Source organism: Kosakonia quasisacchari (assembly GCF_004331415.1).
Lineage (GTDB): Bacteria > Pseudomonadota > Gammaproteobacteria > Enterobacterales > Enterobacteriaceae > Kosakonia > Kosakonia quasisacchari.
Genome location: NZ_SJOP01000020.1, coordinates 20372 through 36412 on the forward strand (window position 1 = coordinate 20372; position 16041 = coordinate 36412).

General features: G+C 54.1%; 18 protein-coding genes. 6 read left to right on the top strand and 12 right to left on the bottom strand.

Translation table 11 applies throughout. From position 1 onward, the window contains the following. Positions 1-236 precede the first annotated feature (236 nt). From anmK to pdxY, 5 genes are all read left to right on the top strand, one after another. The gene (anmK, locus tag E0L21_RS19125) at positions 237-1361 is read left to right on the top strand and encodes an anhydro-N-acetylmuramic acid kinase (protein ID WP_131412261.1); all 1125 of its coding nucleotides are present in this window, start codon (positions 237-239) and stop codon (positions 1359-1361) included. A gap of 92 nt (positions 1362-1453) precedes the next feature. Then, entirely contained in the window at positions 1454-1774 is a 321-nt protein-coding gene (mliC, locus tag E0L21_RS19130; RefSeq protein ID WP_131412263.1) for a C-type lysozyme inhibitor, read from the top strand. A gap of 56 nt (positions 1775-1830) precedes the next feature. Next, positions 1831-2487, top strand: coding sequence for a pyridoxamine 5'-phosphate oxidase (pdxH, locus tag E0L21_RS19135; RefSeq protein ID WP_131412381.1), 657 nt, complete (start codon positions 1831-1833; stop codon positions 2485-2487). A gap of 142 nt (positions 2488-2629) precedes the next feature. Next, a complete protein-coding gene (gene tyrS, locus E0L21_RS19140) occupies positions 2630-3904 on the top strand; it encodes a tyrosine--tRNA ligase (protein ID WP_131412265.1) in 1275 nt (424 codons plus the stop codon). Between the two features lie 73 nt (positions 3905-3977). Next, positions 3978-4838 (top strand): pyridoxal kinase PdxY, encoded by an 861-nt coding sequence (gene pdxY / locus E0L21_RS19145; protein ID WP_131412268.1) that lies wholly within the window; start codon positions 3978-3980, stop codon positions 4836-4838. Between the two features lie 62 nt (positions 4839-4900). Here the strand turns inward: pdxY and gstA are convergent, their stop codons facing one another. Both gstA and dtpA read right to left on the bottom strand, forming a co-directional pair. After that, complete coding sequence (gstA, locus tag E0L21_RS19150) at positions 4901-5506, bottom strand: glutathione transferase GstA (RefSeq protein WP_131412269.1); 606 nt, start codon at positions 5504-5506, stop codon at positions 4901-4903. Positions 5507-5613: 107 nt separating this feature from the next. Further along, on the bottom strand, positions 5614-7116 hold the full coding sequence (gene dtpA, locus E0L21_RS19155) for a dipeptide/tripeptide permease DtpA (protein WP_131412271.1): 1503 nt from the start codon (positions 7114-7116) through the stop codon (positions 5614-5616). Between the two features lie 743 nt (positions 7117-7859). On the opposite strand from dtpA, the gene E0L21_RS19160 reads away from it, so the two are divergent. After that, positions 7860-8285, top strand: coding sequence for a CopD family protein (locus E0L21_RS19160; protein ID WP_131412273.1), 426 nt, complete (start codon positions 7860-7862; stop codon positions 8283-8285). A gap of 6 nt (positions 8286-8291) precedes the next feature. Here E0L21_RS19160 and nth read toward each other — a convergent pair whose 3' ends face one another. From nth to blr, 10 genes are all read right to left on the bottom strand, one after another. After that, complete coding sequence (gene nth, locus E0L21_RS19165) at positions 8292-8927, bottom strand: endonuclease III (protein WP_131412275.1); 636 nt, start codon at positions 8925-8927, stop codon at positions 8292-8294. After that, positions 8927-9625 carry an electron transport complex subunit E gene (locus tag E0L21_RS19170; RefSeq protein ID WP_131412277.1) on the bottom strand — a complete coding sequence of 233 codons (699 nt, stop codon included), beginning with the start codon at positions 9623-9625 and terminating at the stop codon, positions 8927-8929. Before E0L21_RS19170 ends, nth begins: the two co-directional genes overlap by 1 nt. A gap of 3 nt (positions 9626-9628) precedes the next feature. Next, positions 9629-10249, bottom strand: a complete 621-nt coding sequence (gene rsxG, locus E0L21_RS19175) for an electron transport complex subunit RsxG (RefSeq protein ID WP_131412279.1) — start codon at positions 10247-10249, stop codon at positions 9629-9631. A 9-nt stretch (positions 10250-10258) separates the two neighbouring features. Further along, positions 10259-11311 (bottom strand): electron transport complex subunit RsxD, encoded by a 1053-nt coding sequence (gene rsxD, locus E0L21_RS19180; RefSeq protein WP_131412281.1) that lies wholly within the window; start codon positions 11309-11311, stop codon positions 10259-10261. Next, positions 11312-13615: an electron transport complex subunit RsxC gene (gene rsxC, locus E0L21_RS19185; RefSeq protein WP_131412283.1), complete on the bottom strand. Its 2304-nt coding sequence runs from the start codon at positions 13613-13615 to the stop codon at positions 11312-11314. Further along, positions 13608-14186 carry an electron transport complex subunit RsxB gene (rsxB, locus tag E0L21_RS19190; RefSeq protein WP_131412285.1) on the bottom strand — a complete coding sequence of 193 codons (579 nt, stop codon included), beginning with the start codon at positions 14184-14186 and terminating at the stop codon, positions 13608-13610. The genes rsxC and rsxB overlap by 8 nt, the downstream gene beginning before the upstream one ends. 1 nt (position 14187) lies before the next feature. Continuing rightward, positions 14188-14769, bottom strand: a complete 582-nt coding sequence (rsxA, locus tag E0L21_RS19195; RefSeq protein ID WP_017456621.1) for an electron transport complex subunit RsxA — start codon at positions 14767-14769, stop codon at positions 14188-14190. Positions 14770-14846: 77 nt separating this feature from the next. Then, positions 14847-15287, bottom strand: a complete 441-nt coding sequence (locus tag E0L21_RS19200) for a DUF2569 domain-containing protein (protein ID WP_131412287.1) — start codon at positions 15285-15287, stop codon at positions 14847-14849. A gap of 86 nt (positions 15288-15373) precedes the next feature. Then, on the bottom strand, positions 15374-15589 hold the full coding sequence (gene ydgT, locus E0L21_RS19205) for a transcription modulator YdgT (protein ID WP_016496264.1): 216 nt from the start codon (positions 15587-15589) through the stop codon (positions 15374-15376). 243 nt (positions 15590-15832) lie between these two features. Beyond that, the gene (gene blr, locus E0L21_RS19210; RefSeq protein ID WP_016496263.1) at positions 15833-15970 is read right to left on the bottom strand and encodes a division septum protein Blr; all 138 of its coding nucleotides are present in this window, start codon (positions 15968-15970) and stop codon (positions 15833-15835) included. Positions 15971-16041: the final 71 nt, after the last annotated feature.

Below are 16041 nucleotides of genomic sequence, written 5' to 3' on the forward strand. Positions count from 1 at the left end.
TGGTTAAATTATATGGCATTTTAGCAACACCAGGTCATCTCTTCTGCCAAATCCCGGTGAAAATAATAATCAAAGCGAGTTTAACCAGATTTAAACGAAGCGATTATAAGCGCAGCCCGGCGCAATTTCACTTAACGGAAATCCAGCCGATTGTTAAAAAGTGTTTGCAGCCGATGGCGTTAACCCCCGCTTTATGGTGGAGTGGTGCTCTTCTGTCACGCATTAAAGGAAGGCGTATGAAATCGGGTCGCTACATTGGGGTGATGTCTGGAACAAGTCTGGATGGGGTTGATGTGGTGCTGGCGGCAATCGATGAAACCATGGTCGCGCAGCAAGCGAGTCTGACGTTTCCCATTCCGTTGCCGTTAAAAGAGGCGATTCTCGGGATTTGTCAGGGTCAGCAACTCACGCTTTCGCAACTGGGGCGGCTGGATACCCAACTGGGCAAATTGTTTGCCGACGCGGTGCTGGCGTTAATGGACCGAGAGCAACTCCGCCCGGAAGATATCGTCGCAATTGGCTGTCACGGGCAAACCGTCTGGCATGAGCCGACAGGCATTGCGCCGCATACTCTGCAGATTGGTGATAATAACCAAATCGCGGCGCGTACGGGGGTGACGGTGGTCGGTGACTTTCGCCGCCGTGATATCGCGCTTGGCGGGCAGGGCGCGCCGCTGGTGCCTGCCTTTCACCATGCACTGCTGGCGCACCCGGTAGAACGGCGCATGGTGCTCAACATTGGTGGCATCGCCAATTTATCGCTTCTGATCCCCGGCCAGCCAGTCAGAGGTTACGACACCGGGCCGGGCAACATGCTCATGGACGCGTGGATTTGGCGGCAAAAAGGCAAACCCTACGACAAAGATGCGCAGTGGGCGAGCGAAGGCAAAGTGGTGCTGCCGCTACTGCAAAACATGCTAAGTGATGCCTACTTTGCCACGCCCGCACCGAAAAGCACCGGCCGTGAATATTTCAATTACAGCTGGCTAGAACGCCATCTTTCGCACTTTCCGGGTTTAAGCGCCAGCGATGTGCAGGCGACGCTGGCTGAATTAACGGCAGTGACGATATCCGAGCAGGTGCTGCTCAGTGGCGGTTGTGAACGCTTGCTGGTCTGCGGCGGTGGGTGTCGCAATCCGTTGGTTATGGCGCGTCTGGCGGGGCTGCTGCCAGGTACAGAAGTCACTACCACCGATGAAGCCGGTATCAGCGGCGACGACATGGAAGCGCTGGCGTTCGCCTGGCTTGCGTGGCGAACTCTGGCCGGGCTGCCGGGCAATCTGCCATCCGTCACTGGCGCTTCTGCGGCGTCGGTGCTCGGCGCGATTTTCCCTGCTAACCCGCGGCAGAATCAGAGTTAACCGCATTTCACTTTAGTTGCACCGGGCTAGACTGACCAGGCTTAGGGAGGGCGTTTCGCCCTCCGTGACCAGGACCGTCCCGGGAATACTCTATGAAAAAAATACTTATCGTCTGCCTGCCCGCACTGCTTGCCGGATGCAGCTATTACAACCAGTTTGTAGAACGCATGCATACCGATACGCTGGTTTACCAGTGTGAGGAAAAACCGCTCACCGTAAAAATGAATAACACCCGTCAGCAGGCGAGTTTTGTCTGGGATGATAAATTGCTGACCTTACAGCAAGGGCTTTCAGCCTCTGGCTCGCGCTACACCGATGGCGTCTACGTTTTCTGGTCGAAGGGTGAGAGTGCCACCGTCTACAAACGCGATCGCATCGTGTTGAATAATTGCCAGCTTATTCCACAGCGTTGAGATTTTTACAGGGGGGCGCATAATAGCCCCACCTGATGATTACTTTCGCTAACGCCATGTCTGATAACGATCAATTGCAGCAAATCGCGCATCTACGCCGTGAATACACCAAAGGTGGTCTGCGTCGCGGTGACCTTCCCGCCGAACCGTTGGCATTGTTTGAACGCTGGCTGGGGCAAGCCTGTGAAGCCCAGCTTGCCGATCCTACCGCTATGGTTGTCGCAACAGTGGATGAAAGCGGTCAACCTTACCAGCGTATTGTGTTGCTCAAACACTATGATGAAAAAGGGCTGGTGTTCTATACCAACCTTGGCAGCCGTAAGGCACACCATATTGAACACAACCCCGCAGTGAGTCTGCTGTTCCCATGGCATATGCTGGAGCGCCAGGTGATGGTCACCGGCAAAGCGGAACGGCTTTCAACCCTGGAAGTGGTGAAGTATTTCCACAGCCGCCCGCGTGACAGCCAAATCGGCGCCTGGGTATCAAAACAATCGAGCCGCATCTCCGCGCGCGGTATTCTGGAAAGCAAGTTCCTTGAACTTAAGCAAAAATTCCAGCAGGGCGAAATCCCGTTACCCAGTTTCTGGGGTGGCTACCGCGTCAGTATCGACCAGATGGAGTTCTGGCAAGGCGGTGCCAATCGCCTGCATGACCGTTTTTTATACCAGCGCGAGAACGCTGCGTGGAAAATTGACCGCCTCGCGCCGTAATCCCTGAAAAATGTTGCTATAAGCGCTGGCACTCCGTGTTCCGGCGCTTTATCCTATCTGCCCCCCATGAAGTATCCTTTCGCATCTGGCGAAAAGTCGTGTACCGGCAAAGGTGCAGTCCGTTTTATACATGGAGATTTTGATGGCTAGCAGTAACTTGATTAAACAATTGCAAGAGCGGGGCCTCGTGGCCCAGGTGACGGATGAGGAAGCGTTAGCAGAGCGACTGGCGCAGGGCCCGATCGCGCTCTATTGCGGCTTCGATCCCACCGCTGACAGCTTGCATTTGGGGCATCTGGTTCCATTGTTATGCCTGAAACGCTTCCAGCAGGCTGGCCACAAGCCCGTGGCGCTGGTAGGTGGCGCCACGGGTCTGATTGGCGACCCGAGCTTTAAAGCCACCGAGCGTAAACTGAATACCGAAGACACCGTGCAGGAGTGGGTAGATAAAATCCGCAAACAGGTTGCACCGTTCCTTGATTTCGACTGTGGCGATAACTCCGCTATCGCTGCGAACAACTATGACTGGTTTGGTAGCATGAACGTGCTGACCTTCCTGCGCGATATCGGCAAACACTTCTCTGTTAACCAGATGATTAACAAAGAAGCGGTCAAGCAGCGTCTGAACCGTGACGATGTCGGTATCTCGTTCACCGAGTTTTCCTACAACCTGCTGCAAGGTTACGACTTTGCCTGTCTGAACGAACTGCACGACGTGGTGCTGCAAATTGGCGGTTCGGACCAGTGGGGCAACATCACGTCGGGTATCGATCTGACTCGCCGCCTGCACCAAAACCAGGTCTTTGGCCTGACGGTTCCGCTGATCACTAAAGCCGATGGCACCAAATTTGGTAAAACCGAAGGTGGCGCGGTGTGGCTGGATCCGAAGAAAACCAGCCCGTATAAGTTCTACCAGTTTTGGATCAACACCGCTGATGCGGACGTTTATCGCTTCCTGAAGTTCTTCACCTTTATGGATATCGCGGAAATTAACGCGCTGGAAGAAGAAGACAAAAACAGCGGTAAAGCGCCGCGCGCGCAATATGTGCTGGCTGAGCAGGTGACACGTCTGGTACATGGCGAAGAGGGCTTAATCGCCGCTAAACGTATCACCGAGAGCCTGTTCAACGGTACATTGAGCGACCTGAGCGAAGCCGATTTCGAGCAGTTGGCGCAGGATGGCGTACCGATGGTTGAGATGGAAAAAGGTGCCGATCTGATGCAGGCGCTGGTTGATTCTGAGCTGCAGCCGTCCCGTGGCCAGTCGCGTAAAACCATCGCGTCTAACGCCGTCACCATCAACGGCGAAAAACAATCCGATCCGGAGTATTTCTTTACTGACGGCGATCGCCTGTTTGGTCGCTACACGCTGCTGCGCCGCGGTAAGAAAAACTACTGCTTGATCTGCTGGAAATAAAAACAGACCTGCCGAAGGGAGTGAGAAATCACTCCCTTCTCTTTGTTGCTCCATTCTTGCAAGGCTACCAACAATGAAGAATATCCTCGCCATTCAATCGCATGTGGTCTTTGGTCATGCGGGGAACAGTGCCGCCGAGTTTCCCATGCGCCGCCTGGGCGCTAACGTCTGGCCGCTGAACACGGTGCAGTTTTCTAACCATACCCAGTATGGCAAATGGACCGGCAGCGTAATGCCGCCAGCCCATCTGACCGAAATTGTGCAGGGCATTGCGGCGATTGACCAACTGAAACGCTGTGACGCGGTGCTGAGCGGTTATCTGGGTTCGGCAGAGCAGGGAGAGCATATTCTGGGCATCGTCCGTCAGGTGAAAGCAGCCAACCCGCAGGCGAAATATTTCTGCGATCCGGTCATGGGGCACCCGGAGAAAGGCTGTATCGTTGCGCCAGGGGTTGCCGAGTTTCATGTCCGCCACGCCTTACCTGCCAGCGATATCATTGCGCCAAATTTGATTGAGCTGGAGATCCTCTGCGAGCATGCGGTCAACACGGTGGAAGAAGCGGTGGTTGCGGCGCGCGAGCTGATTGCGCAGGGGCCGCAAATTGTGCTGGTCAAACACCTGGCGCGCGCGGGTTTGAGCGCCGATCGCTTTGAAATGTTGCTGGTGACACCCAATGAAGCCTGGCACATTAGCCGTCCGCTGGTGGATTTTGGCGTACGTCAGCCTGTCGGTGTGGGCGATGTGACCAGCGGGTTGTTACTGGTGAAATTGTTGCAGGGTGCGAGCGTGCGTGAAGCGCTGGAACATGTAACGGCGGCGGTGTATGAAATTATGCTGACGACCAAAAATCTGCAGGAGTATGAATTGCAGGTGGTCGCGGCGCAGGACAACATTGCGCAGCCTGAGCACATTTTTAGCGCGACATTGCTGTAAAAAAGGCGGGAGCCCGCCTTTATTCATGCCCGCTGAACAATGCGTTCGTGGGCAATCATGTTTTACTGAATACCTTCTGCCGCCATTGCAGCCGCCACCGCAGGGCGAGCGGAAACGCGCGCCATATACGCGTCAATATTCGACAGACCTTCCATATTCAATTTCACTGCGCGTGCCCAGCGCAACACCGTAAACAAATAACCGTCGGCAATGGTAAAGTTCGCGCCGCTGATCCACGCGTTATTGCTCAGAGATTCATTCACGTAGTGCATTTTTTTCTCAAGCATGGCGCGTACGGTCGGCTTGTACTCTTCCGGTGTATCCGGGCGGAACAGCGGGGTGAAGCCTTTATGCAACTCGGTTGCGATAAAGTTCAGCCATTCCAGCGTCTTGTAACGCGGCAAGGTACCCACAGGTGCCAGTAGCTGGCTCTCAGGCGCGCTGTCAGCGACGTATTGCATAATCGCCACGCCTTCGGTTACTAGGGTGTTGTCATCGAGTTGCAGTGCCGGAATTTGCCCTTTCGGGTTAATGGCGAAGAAATCATCGCCGTTTTCCAGGCGCTTTTTCATCAGATCAACGCTGACAAGATTCACCTCTTTTCCGGTCTCACGCAGAGCAATGTGTGAGGCGAGAGAGCAGGCACCCGGCTTGTAAAACAGTTTCATTGTCTTTTCCTTATGGCTAATTTCCGGCATAGGTTATTACGCGGTGGAATAAAAAAAAAGCCGCTAACTTGCGTTAACGGCTGAATATTTCGTGTTCCCCGCGACGATTACGCCGTAGCGGTTTCCGACGTTTCGCGAGTGTTATCTTCGCTCTGCGTCATGCGGTTAAGCTTCGGTGCGGTGAGGATCATCAGCAAAGCGATAACCGCCGTAGCGATACCAATTTGCAGGAAGACGCTGCCGTAGATGTTCAGTGACATCAGCGGATCGGTCACGTTTTCCGGGATAGCCATCTGATTAGCCACATAGCCAGCGATAATGTTCGCACCCGCCGTGGTCAGGAACCAGCTTCCCATGATAAAGCCCATCAGACGCTGCGGCACCAGTTGCGCGACCATCGCCAGGCCGAGACCTGAGATCATCAGTTCACCGATACTTTGCAGGCCATAGCTTGCGATCAGCCAGCTTACGGAAACGATACCCGCATCCGATGCGAATTTCGTGCCCAGCGGCAGCACCAGGAATGCGCCAGAGCACAGCACCATACCAATGGCAAATTTGTGCGGCATCGGCAGTGTATCGCCCATTTTGTTATAGATAGCGGCCAGAATCGGGCTACCAATAATGATCCAGAACGGGTTCAGCGCCTGATATTGCTCAGGTTCGAAAGCGATACCGAACAGGGTGTGTTCAACGTTGCGGATAGCAAAGAAGTTCAGCGACGTCGGCATCTGGCTGTAGAGCACGAAGAAGACAATCGCTTGCACCATCAGAATGAAGGCCACAATCATTTTACGACGAGCAGCACCTTTCAGCGCAAAGGTCTCTTTGGCGAAGATGCAGATAATGCACAGAGCGACAACGCCCAGCACCATACGCGCAATGCCCTGGTTGTGCAGCAGCCAGGTGGCGATAGCGATCAGCACCACGACCCCAACGATGGTCGCCAGCAGATAGCCAACGCGCAGCGGTTCGAAATCAGGTTTAGAACCGTGGTTTTTCACCCAACGTTTGCAGAAGGAGAAGTTAACGATGGTGATCAGCAGACCCACCACGCTCAAACCAAACGCGGTGCTCCAGCCGAATTTCGCGGCCAGCCACGGGGTTGCCAGCATGGAGAAGAAAGAACCGACGTTAACGGACATATAGTACATAGTAAATGCACCATCCAGACGCGGGTCGTCTTTCGCATAGCAGGTGGAGAGCAGTGAGGACGGGTTGGCTTTAAACAGACCATTACCCACGGCGATGGCCGCCATGCCCATGTACACAATGTTCGCATCATGACCGGACCACGCCACCAGCGCATAACCGACGGCCAGCACGATCGCGCCCAGCATAATCACGCGTTTGGTGCCCAGCACTTTGTCACCCAGCCAGCCACCGATGGCAACCAGGCCATAAACCAGTGCACTGAAGGAGGAGAACAATGTGATAGAGTCCGCTTCGGACATACCCAGTTGTTTCACCAGGTAAACAGCCATAATCCCTTGCAGGCCGTAGTAACCAAAACGTTCCCATAACTCGATAGAGAAGATCAGATAAAACGCTTTCGGTTGTTTAAAAGCGTTCAGGCTGACGCTTTCCGTTGGTTTGTTTGCAGTTGACACATATACCTCTTTTTTTACATCCCATATTAACGGGGGTGTGCAGCGCGCAATGACCAGAGTTCATCACGCTTATAGTTATATTGGGAGGGGAAAACGGCGGTTAATGTTCACTATCCAGCGCGTTCAGGCAAGTCTTTTGACATATTCTGTTACATAGATCCAGTGCATTACAATGCTCGGTGTTTTTATTTGTTATTCAGAGTTAAATTTCAGCATTGAAATAAAAGTGGATTTTTCTACTACTGTTCGGGGGTTAGATTGCACATTGAGGCATATGTTCTGCTATTTTGCCGTAATGGTAGTGTATTGGGCTGGTTTATGTGATCAATCTGGTCATATCTCTTGCTAAACGTGATTAAAGTTTGCACTGCAACCATTTGCTGTACATTGCTAATCTCTTTTTTAACATCGTGTTAGCAATAATGACTGAATTCGCCATCAGTTGGATTTTTTTCTTCTAAAAAAAGGAATAACCTTATTAAATACGCATAAGCGGACGATTATTTGCTCAATATCACGATCTGTGCGCAATTATTCGAAATTTTGAGTAACTTACAGAGACGTGAGCGTTATCACATAAAGTTATGACATAAAATCAGCGAGTTCTCTTATCCGCTACTCGTTGGGTCATCAGTCAGAAATCAATACCCAGACCTTTTCTTCTATTTGCCGCGCATTGTTCATGACAGGGCGCAGATACGCTGTCAGACTTGCCGCAGTCTTTATTACACTGGAGTCGAAATATGAACTTTCATCCATGGCTCAATGCGTTACATATCGCGGCGGCCATCGTCTGGATAGGCGGAATGCTGGTTATGGCTGTCGTTGCCGGCTGGTGCGCAACACAAGCGGATAACACCGCGCGTGTCGCGCTGGCGGGCGATGTACGCCGCTGGAGCCGCAAAATTACCACACCTGCAATGTTACTGCTGTGGGTTGCGGGTGCGGTAATGGTGATTGCGCACGGTCAGATGCCGCATCTGTGGTTGATAGTAAAAGTGTGCGTGGTGCTGTTGCTTTCCGGCCTGCATGGTTTTCTCTCTGCCACGCTGCGCCGTATTGCGGCAGGTGAAGCGGTGAAGGGCATGGGGGCGATTCGCAATGCCACCAGCATAACCATTATCGCCGTCGCGGTGATCATTCTGCTGGCCATCATGCGCCCGTTCTGACGGGCGTTAAATATCGACTTTACTGTCGTACTCGCACAGATCTTCGATAATGCAAGAGCCGCAGCGCGGCTTACGGGCGATGCAGGTGTATCGCCCGTGCAGGATCAACCAGTGGTGGCAATCGACTTTAAATTCAGCAGGCACCACTTTCAGCAGCTTCTCTTCAACTTCCTCAACGTTTTTACCCGGCGCGAAACGCGTGCGGTTAGAAACGCGAAAAATATGCGTGTCCACAGCGATGGTCGGCCAGCCAAACGCGGTGTTGAGCACCACATTGGCGGTCTTACGCCCGACGCCCGGTAGGGCTTCCAGCGCGGCCCTGTCTTCTGGCACTTCGCCATTGTGCTGTTCCAGCAAAATACGGCAGGTCTTGATGACATTCTCTGCTTTGCTGTTAAACAAGCCGATAGTTTTGATGTACTGTTTCACGCCTTCAACGCCCAGTTCCAGCATCGCTTTGGGTGTGTTTGCCACCGGGTAGAGCAGCGCAGTGGCTTTGTTAATGCTGACATCGGTGGCCTGCGCGGAGAGCAGCACGGCGATCAGCAGCTCAAACGGCGAGGTGAAATTCAGCTCGGTGGTCGGGTGCGGATTGTTTTCCCGTAGGCGGGTTAAAATTTCCAGTCGTTTTGCTTTATTCATTATGCCTTCCCGGGCGCGGCCTGAGTGCTGTCGTTTGCCGCTGTCGCCGCCGCTTCACGGCGTTTTTTCATCTTCTGATCGATAAGGTATTTCACCGCCAGCATCATGCCGAGGCCAATAAACGCGCCCGGCGGCAACATCGCCAGCAGGAATGGGGAATCGGTGTGGAACACTTCTATGCGCAGCACTTTCGCCCAGCCGCCTAACAGGCCATCAGCGCCGTCAAACAGCGTGCCGTTACCGAGGATCTCACGCAGCGAACCCAGCACGAACATGGCACAGGTTGCACCCATCCCAATCGAGAATCCATCGAGTGCAGAAAGTGCCGGGCCTTTTTTCGCTGCAAACGCTTCAGCACGCCCCACCACGATACAGTTGGTGACGATCAGCGGAATAAAAATGCCCAGTGACTGGTAAAGACCGAACGCATAGGCGTTGATCAGCATTTGTACCGCGCTGACCACCGAGGCGATGATCATCACGTAAATCGGGATGCGGATCTCATCCGGCGTCCAGCGACGCAGGGTGGAAATAAACAGGTTGGTCAGGGTTAAAACCAGCGTTGTCGCCAGCCCCAGCCCCAGCGCGTTGGTGGCGGTGGATGTCACCGCCAGCAGCGGACACATACCCAGCAGCTGTACCAGCGCAGAGTTGTTTTTCCACAGCCCCTGAACAATAACCTCTTTGACTTCGCTCATCGCTTACTCTCCACAACCCGGTAAACGGGAAAGCTGTTCCGGTAGTGTCATTGCGTACAGGCCGGTCCGTTTTACCGCATTAACGACCGCGCGTGGCGTGATGGTCGCACCGGTAAACTGATCGAAATCGCCGCCATCTTTTTTCACCGCAAAGTGGCCATCGGTCGCGCCATCAATCCGCTTCCCGGTGAAATGAGTGATCCAGTCGGAAATACGCAACTCAATTTTATCGCCGAGACCCGGCGTTTCATGGTGCTCCGTCACGCGCACACCCAGCACCGTGCCGCTGAAATCTGCGCCAACAAGCAGTTGGATTGCGCCTGAGTAACCATCCGGTGCGGTCGCTTCAAGGACAGCCGCAACCGGCTTGTCGTCTTTTTTGGCAATCCAAACATGGTGTTGCCCTTTGCCAAGCGCCGGATCGCTAACCAGAAAACAGCTCTGTTGCAGCGAGTTATTATAGCTGTCGCCTGGGATCACCTGATCAAATAGCGCTTTTTGTTGCAGCGCAGCCTGGTCGGCAATCGTTGTTTTCGTCATTTGGTCGATTGCGGCGGTCAGCCCGGTAGAACCTGCGGCGAACAGCGCCAGCGTCACGCCATGTTTACGCATTGTCTTTAGCATGGCGGCTCCTTAACGATGCCCGTACACGCGCGGGCGCGTGTAGTAATCAATCAACGGCACGGTAATATTCGCCAGCAATACGGCAAAGGCCACGCCATCCGGATAGCCGCCAAAACTGCGGATAAGCCACACCAGCACGCCCGCCAACGCGCCAAAAATCAGACGACCTTTGTTGGTGGTCGAAGCGGTAACCGGATCGGTGAGAATAAAAAAAGCACCCAGCATGGTTGCGCCAGAGAGCAGATGCAGCTGCGGCGCAGCCAGCGATTGTGGGGCAAAAATCCAGCCGAGAGTTGCACAAATTGCCAGGCTCAGCAGGAAGCTTACCGCGATATGCCAGCGAATGGTTTTCTGCCACAGCAGGAACAGTCCACCGGCCAGATAACCGAGGTTGACCCACTGCCAGCCCGCACCGGCTAGCACGCCGCTATAGATAGGGGACTGAAGGATCTGCTCGACGCTGTGCCCGGCATGTAATGAGGTTTTAAAAGTATCGAGCGGCGTCGCCTGGCTGATGCCATCAAAACCGATGCGCAGCGTTTCCATATTCGCGCCTGTGGCCGTGTGACCGGTGAAAATAACCTGTAACGCATCCATAAAACCGGGAACGGTGCGTGCGATTTCATACGGCGGCAGCCAACTGGTCATCTGCACCGGGAAAGAGATCAGTAGTACCACATAACCAATCATCGCCGGGTTAAATGGGTTGTGGCCTAAACCGCCATAAAGCTGCTTAGCGATGACCACAGCGAACACGGTGCCAAGCACCACCATCCACCACGGGGCGAAAGAGGGAATACTGATAGCCAGCAGCAGACCGGTTAACAGGGCAGAGTTATCTGCCAGGATCGCGCCCACGTTCTGCTTGCGTAATTTCAGTACCAGCGCTTCGGCAGCCAGTGCGCTGATAATCGCGAGAAAAAGCTGTATCAATGTCCCCCAACCGAAAAACCACAGTTGCGCAGCAATGCCCGGCACGGTCGCGAGCGTCACCAGCAGCATAATTCGTGAGGTCTGGCGCTGGTTATGGGTGTAAGGGGAACTTGCGATTCTGAAAACCATTTAATCCTCGTTAACAGCTTGCTGTGCAGCCTTCTTCGCCTGAACACGGGCGATGGCTGCGGCGACTGCGGCTTTGCGCGGGTCGTCGTTGGCTGCCTGTGCAAAAGACGAGACATCATCAGCTTGCGCGGCGGCTTGTTTTTGTTCTAATTTGCGCGCTTTGGCGCGGGCGATAGCCGCTTCAACCGCAGCTTTGCGCGGATCGACCGGCGCAGATCCAGCCGGTGATTGTTCGGCTTCTACCTGGGATTGCTCAGCGTTTGCTGTCGATTCTGTGGGCAGGCTCTGGGCGAGCTTGCGCGCTTTGGCGCGAGCGATAGCCGCTTCAACCGCAGCTTTGCGCGGATCGACCGGTGCAGATTCAGCCGGTGATTGTTCGGTTTCAACCTGCGGTTGCTCAGCGTTTGCTGCGGATGCATCGGGCTGGCTGTGGGTAAGCTTGCGCGCTTTGGCACGAGTAATTGCCGCTTCAACCGCGGCTTTGCGCGGATCGACCGGCGCAGATTCAGCCGGTGATTGTTCGGTTTCAACCTGCGGTTGCTCAGCGTTTGCTGCGGATGCATCGGGTTGGCTGTCGGCGAGCTTGCGCGCTTTGGCACGGGCGATAGCTGCTTCAACCGCAGCTTTGCGCGGATCGGCTGTTTCGCTGGTGGCGGCACTGTTTTGCGCTTGTTGGGCTTTTTCTGCCTGGCGGGCTCGTGCCTGCGCTTTGCGTGCTTCGCGCGCCGCACTCACTTCGCTGTTATCGGGCTGGGCACCGGCCTGAATAATGACTGGCTGTGCGGCGGTCGTCTGTTTTTCGCGTACGCGCGCCAGTGCGGCATCAATTGCCTGCTGATCTTTGGCGGCAGGTTGAACGGCAGCCTGCTTATGACGCTGCTGGCGGGCAATTTTTTCGCGCTCAAGACGTGCCTGGCGCGCTTCAAAGCGTGCTTTGGCTTCAGCGTTACGTTTTTCTTCCTGCGCGATGGCGTAAATTTCTGCCTTCTCCTGGCGGAAATATTGCACCAGCGGAATGTTGCTCGGACAAACCCAGGCGCAGGCACCACATTCGATGCAATCGGAAAGGTTATGTGCCGTCGCTTTGTCGTGCTGCTGGCCTTTACTGAACCAGTAGAGTTGCTGAGGCAGCAAATCAGCCGGGCAGGCGTCGGCGCAAGCGCTGCAGCGAATGCAGCCTTTCTCTTCCTGCGGTTCACCCATTTCGCTGGCTGATGGTGCTAACAGGCAATTGGTGATTTTGACTACTGGCACATCCAGCCACGGCAAAGTGAAGCCCATCAGTGGGCCACCCATAATCACCAGTTGCTCGGCGGAAGGGCAGAAACCGGCGAAATCGAGCAGATGGCGAACCGGTGTTCCCAGACGCGCCCAGACGTTTCCAGGGCGCGTCACCGCTTCACCGGTCAGCGTAACAACGCGCTCTGTTAAGGGCTCGCCGTCGATCACCGCGCGTTTTACTGCGTACGCCGTACCCACGTTTTGCATCAGAATACCGATATCCGACGAACGCCCGCCGTGCGGCACCTGCTTGCCAGTGAGGATCTGCGTAAGCTGTTTGGCGCCGCCGGAGGGATATTTCGTTGGAATGACTTTCAACTGAATATCGTGGCTACCCGCCAGCACCGCACGCATCATGGAGATGGCCTGCGGTTTATTATCTTCGATACCGATAAGCACCTGACGCGGTTTGAGGATGTGCGCCAGAATGCGCACACCTTCCATAATTTGCGCCGCGCAATCCTGCATTAAACGATCATCAGCGGTGATATACGGCTCGCATTCCGCAGCGTTAATAATCAGCGTGTTGATTTTATCGCCACCGCCGTGCAGTTTTGCCGCGGTAGGGAAGCCCGCACCGCCAAGCCCTGCAACGCCAAACTGATGGATACGCTCAATGAGTGCTTCGTAACTATGCGAACGGTAATCCGACCAGCCATCGCGCTCAATCCAGCGATCTTCACCGTCCGCTTCAATGATGACGCTCATCTCTGGTAACGCAGAGGGATGCGCGGTGGAGTGGGGCGCAATTGCCACGACGGTGCCGGAAGTCGGCGCATGAACAGGCAACATACGGCCACGCCCCCGCGTCAGCGGCTGGCCGCGCAACACATTGTCACCCACGCGTACACACAGCTCGCCTTCAGCGCCGAGGTGCTGCTTGAGGGGGATCACAAAGCGGTTCGCCAGCGGCAATTGGCGCAGCGGCGTACCGTTTGATTGGGTTTTCATTTCTGGCGGATGAATGCCGCCGTGAAAATCCCACAGTTTCTCTTTTCGGAAAGCGGAAAATAACTTAAGCATGGTGTTCCACAGGAATATTACGCACCGGAATGGTCTGCAAATCCCATTTCCAGCTATGGGTGGTCGTTTCCACAGGACGCAGCTCAATGCACTGCGTCGGGCACGGATCCACACAAAGATTACAACCGGTGCACAGATCGCTCATCACCGTATGCATGGCGCGCGTTGCGCCGAGAATGGCGTCTACCGGGCAAGCCTGAATGCATTTCGTACAGCCAATACAATTGTTCTCATCGATTACCGCCAGCATACGCACAGGCTCAAGTGCTGCGGCATCGCCATCAATCGGTTGCGGATCGACATTCAGCAGCGCGGCGATTTTGAGCATCACCGCTTCGCCACCGGGGGCGCAGCGGTTAATTTTTTCACCCTGCAATCCGACCGCCTCAGCGTAAGGGCGACAGCCAGGGTAGCCACACTGCCCGCACTGGCTTTGGGGTAATAATTCATCAACGCGCTCAACAACCGGGTCATCCTCAACCGCAAAACGGCGGGAGGCGTAACCCAGAATGACGCCAAACAGCAGCCCCAGCACGCTCAGTGCGGCAACGGCTATGGAAATCGCACTCATATTACAGTTTCACCAGACCACTAAAGCCCATAAAGGCCAGAGACATTAAGCCCGCAGTGATTAACGCAATCGCATTGCCGCGAAAGGGCGCGGGCACATCGGCAACGGCAAGGCGTTCGCGAATCGCGGCGAACAATACCATAACCAATGAGAACCCTACGGCGGCGGCGAAACCATACAACGCCGATTGCATGAAATTGTGCCCAAGGTTGATATTGAGCAGGGCCACGCCGAGTACCGCGCAGTTAGTGGTGATCAGTGGCAGGAAAATACCCAGCAGACGATAGAGCGCCGGGCTGGTTTTCCGCACCACCATTTCGGTGAACTGCACCACCACGGCGATAATCAGGATAAACGCCAGCGTGCGCAGGTAGACTAAATCCAGCGGGATCAGCACCCATGTATCGATGAGCCAGGCGCAGATGGACGCCAGCGTCATCACGAAGGTGGTCGCCAGTCCCATACCCATTGCGCTTTCCAGTTTTTTGGAAACGCCCATAAACGGACACAAGCCAAGAAACTTCACCAGTACGAAGTTGTTGACCAGCACCGTTCCGATAAATAGCAGCAGATAGTCTGTCATTATGTGGCCTGAAATAAAAAAAGCCGCCTATTATCGGTCAAACAGCACCGGGCGACAACAGGATAACTGTAAGGTTATTACGGATTAACAAAGGTCCTTTTCACGCGGCTTGAGCGCTTGAAATAGGGCACCATCAACGCGGCGGCAAGCAGCGGAAAGAGTAACTGACGCAGTGCCAGTTCATCGGTGACGGGAGCGAACGCAAAGGCTTTAACGGAGAGCAATAGGCAGACCATAAGCCAGATAATATAGTGCTTCGGCACGCTGCGGCGGCGTTTAAAAAAGGCGATAACCAGCCAGAAGGTGTAATACCAGATGGCAATAGCGAAGGCGAAAGAGACGAACCACAGTATGGTTTGTTTCAGCGGTTGCGCGCCCAGCGCCGTAACCGACTGCGGTGTCATTAATGCGGTGGCATAAAGCAATAATGCCAGCGAGGTGCTTAATAACGCGACCAGCAACCAGGCCAGAGGGCCGAGTAACCAGCCTCCGATTCTTTCTGCGGGAGTCGTTGTCATGCGTATTCCTCTGTGAAGGCATTAATGCTGTGAATGATTTCGCCGGGCGAGGAGTATAAAGCATTACACGACGAATGCCAGCGGCGTTACTGCACGTAGCGCCATACCGAGCGCGGAACGCACCCAATGTCAAACAGGCGGCCGCCAGAAACCAGTTCCGCCCTGCGATGATCCGCTGCGCGGTACATGTTGATAATTTCACCGCTGTCGGTCAGCGTGTAATTGAGGTGATCGAACAATTTTTCCAGACTTTCAAGCGAACTGATTTTGCGAAATTTTAATAAATAGTCCTGAACGGTCATGTCGAAGGGTGTCCATATAATAAAAGAGGCAGAAAATACACGCGGGCTAATTTTGTACGAATAATAAACATTATTACCCGGGCGTAAATAGCGCAGGAATGGTCCGCCACTAAATTAAGAGTTTTCTTTTCAGGTGAAACCAGGCACCAGAACAGCACCCGGCTGTGAAGATTAACGCCCTTCACCATGGCTGGCAATAAACATATGCAGCTTGATTGCACTTTGCGCGTTTTATGGCGGCAATTATTTCTTTTGTGCCGCGACGCTCTGTTCAGGAGGTTGATAATTATCGATATGGCTGGCAAAAACCAAAAGAATGGTCGATACGCCGAGTACCACCCAACCCATTAATTCAATAATCCGATTGAAAATTCCGGCCATACTTTTACTACTCCCTGATGTTTACTTTCGTCTGCGGCTATCAATAAATACCGGTGCCTGGTTGCAGATTT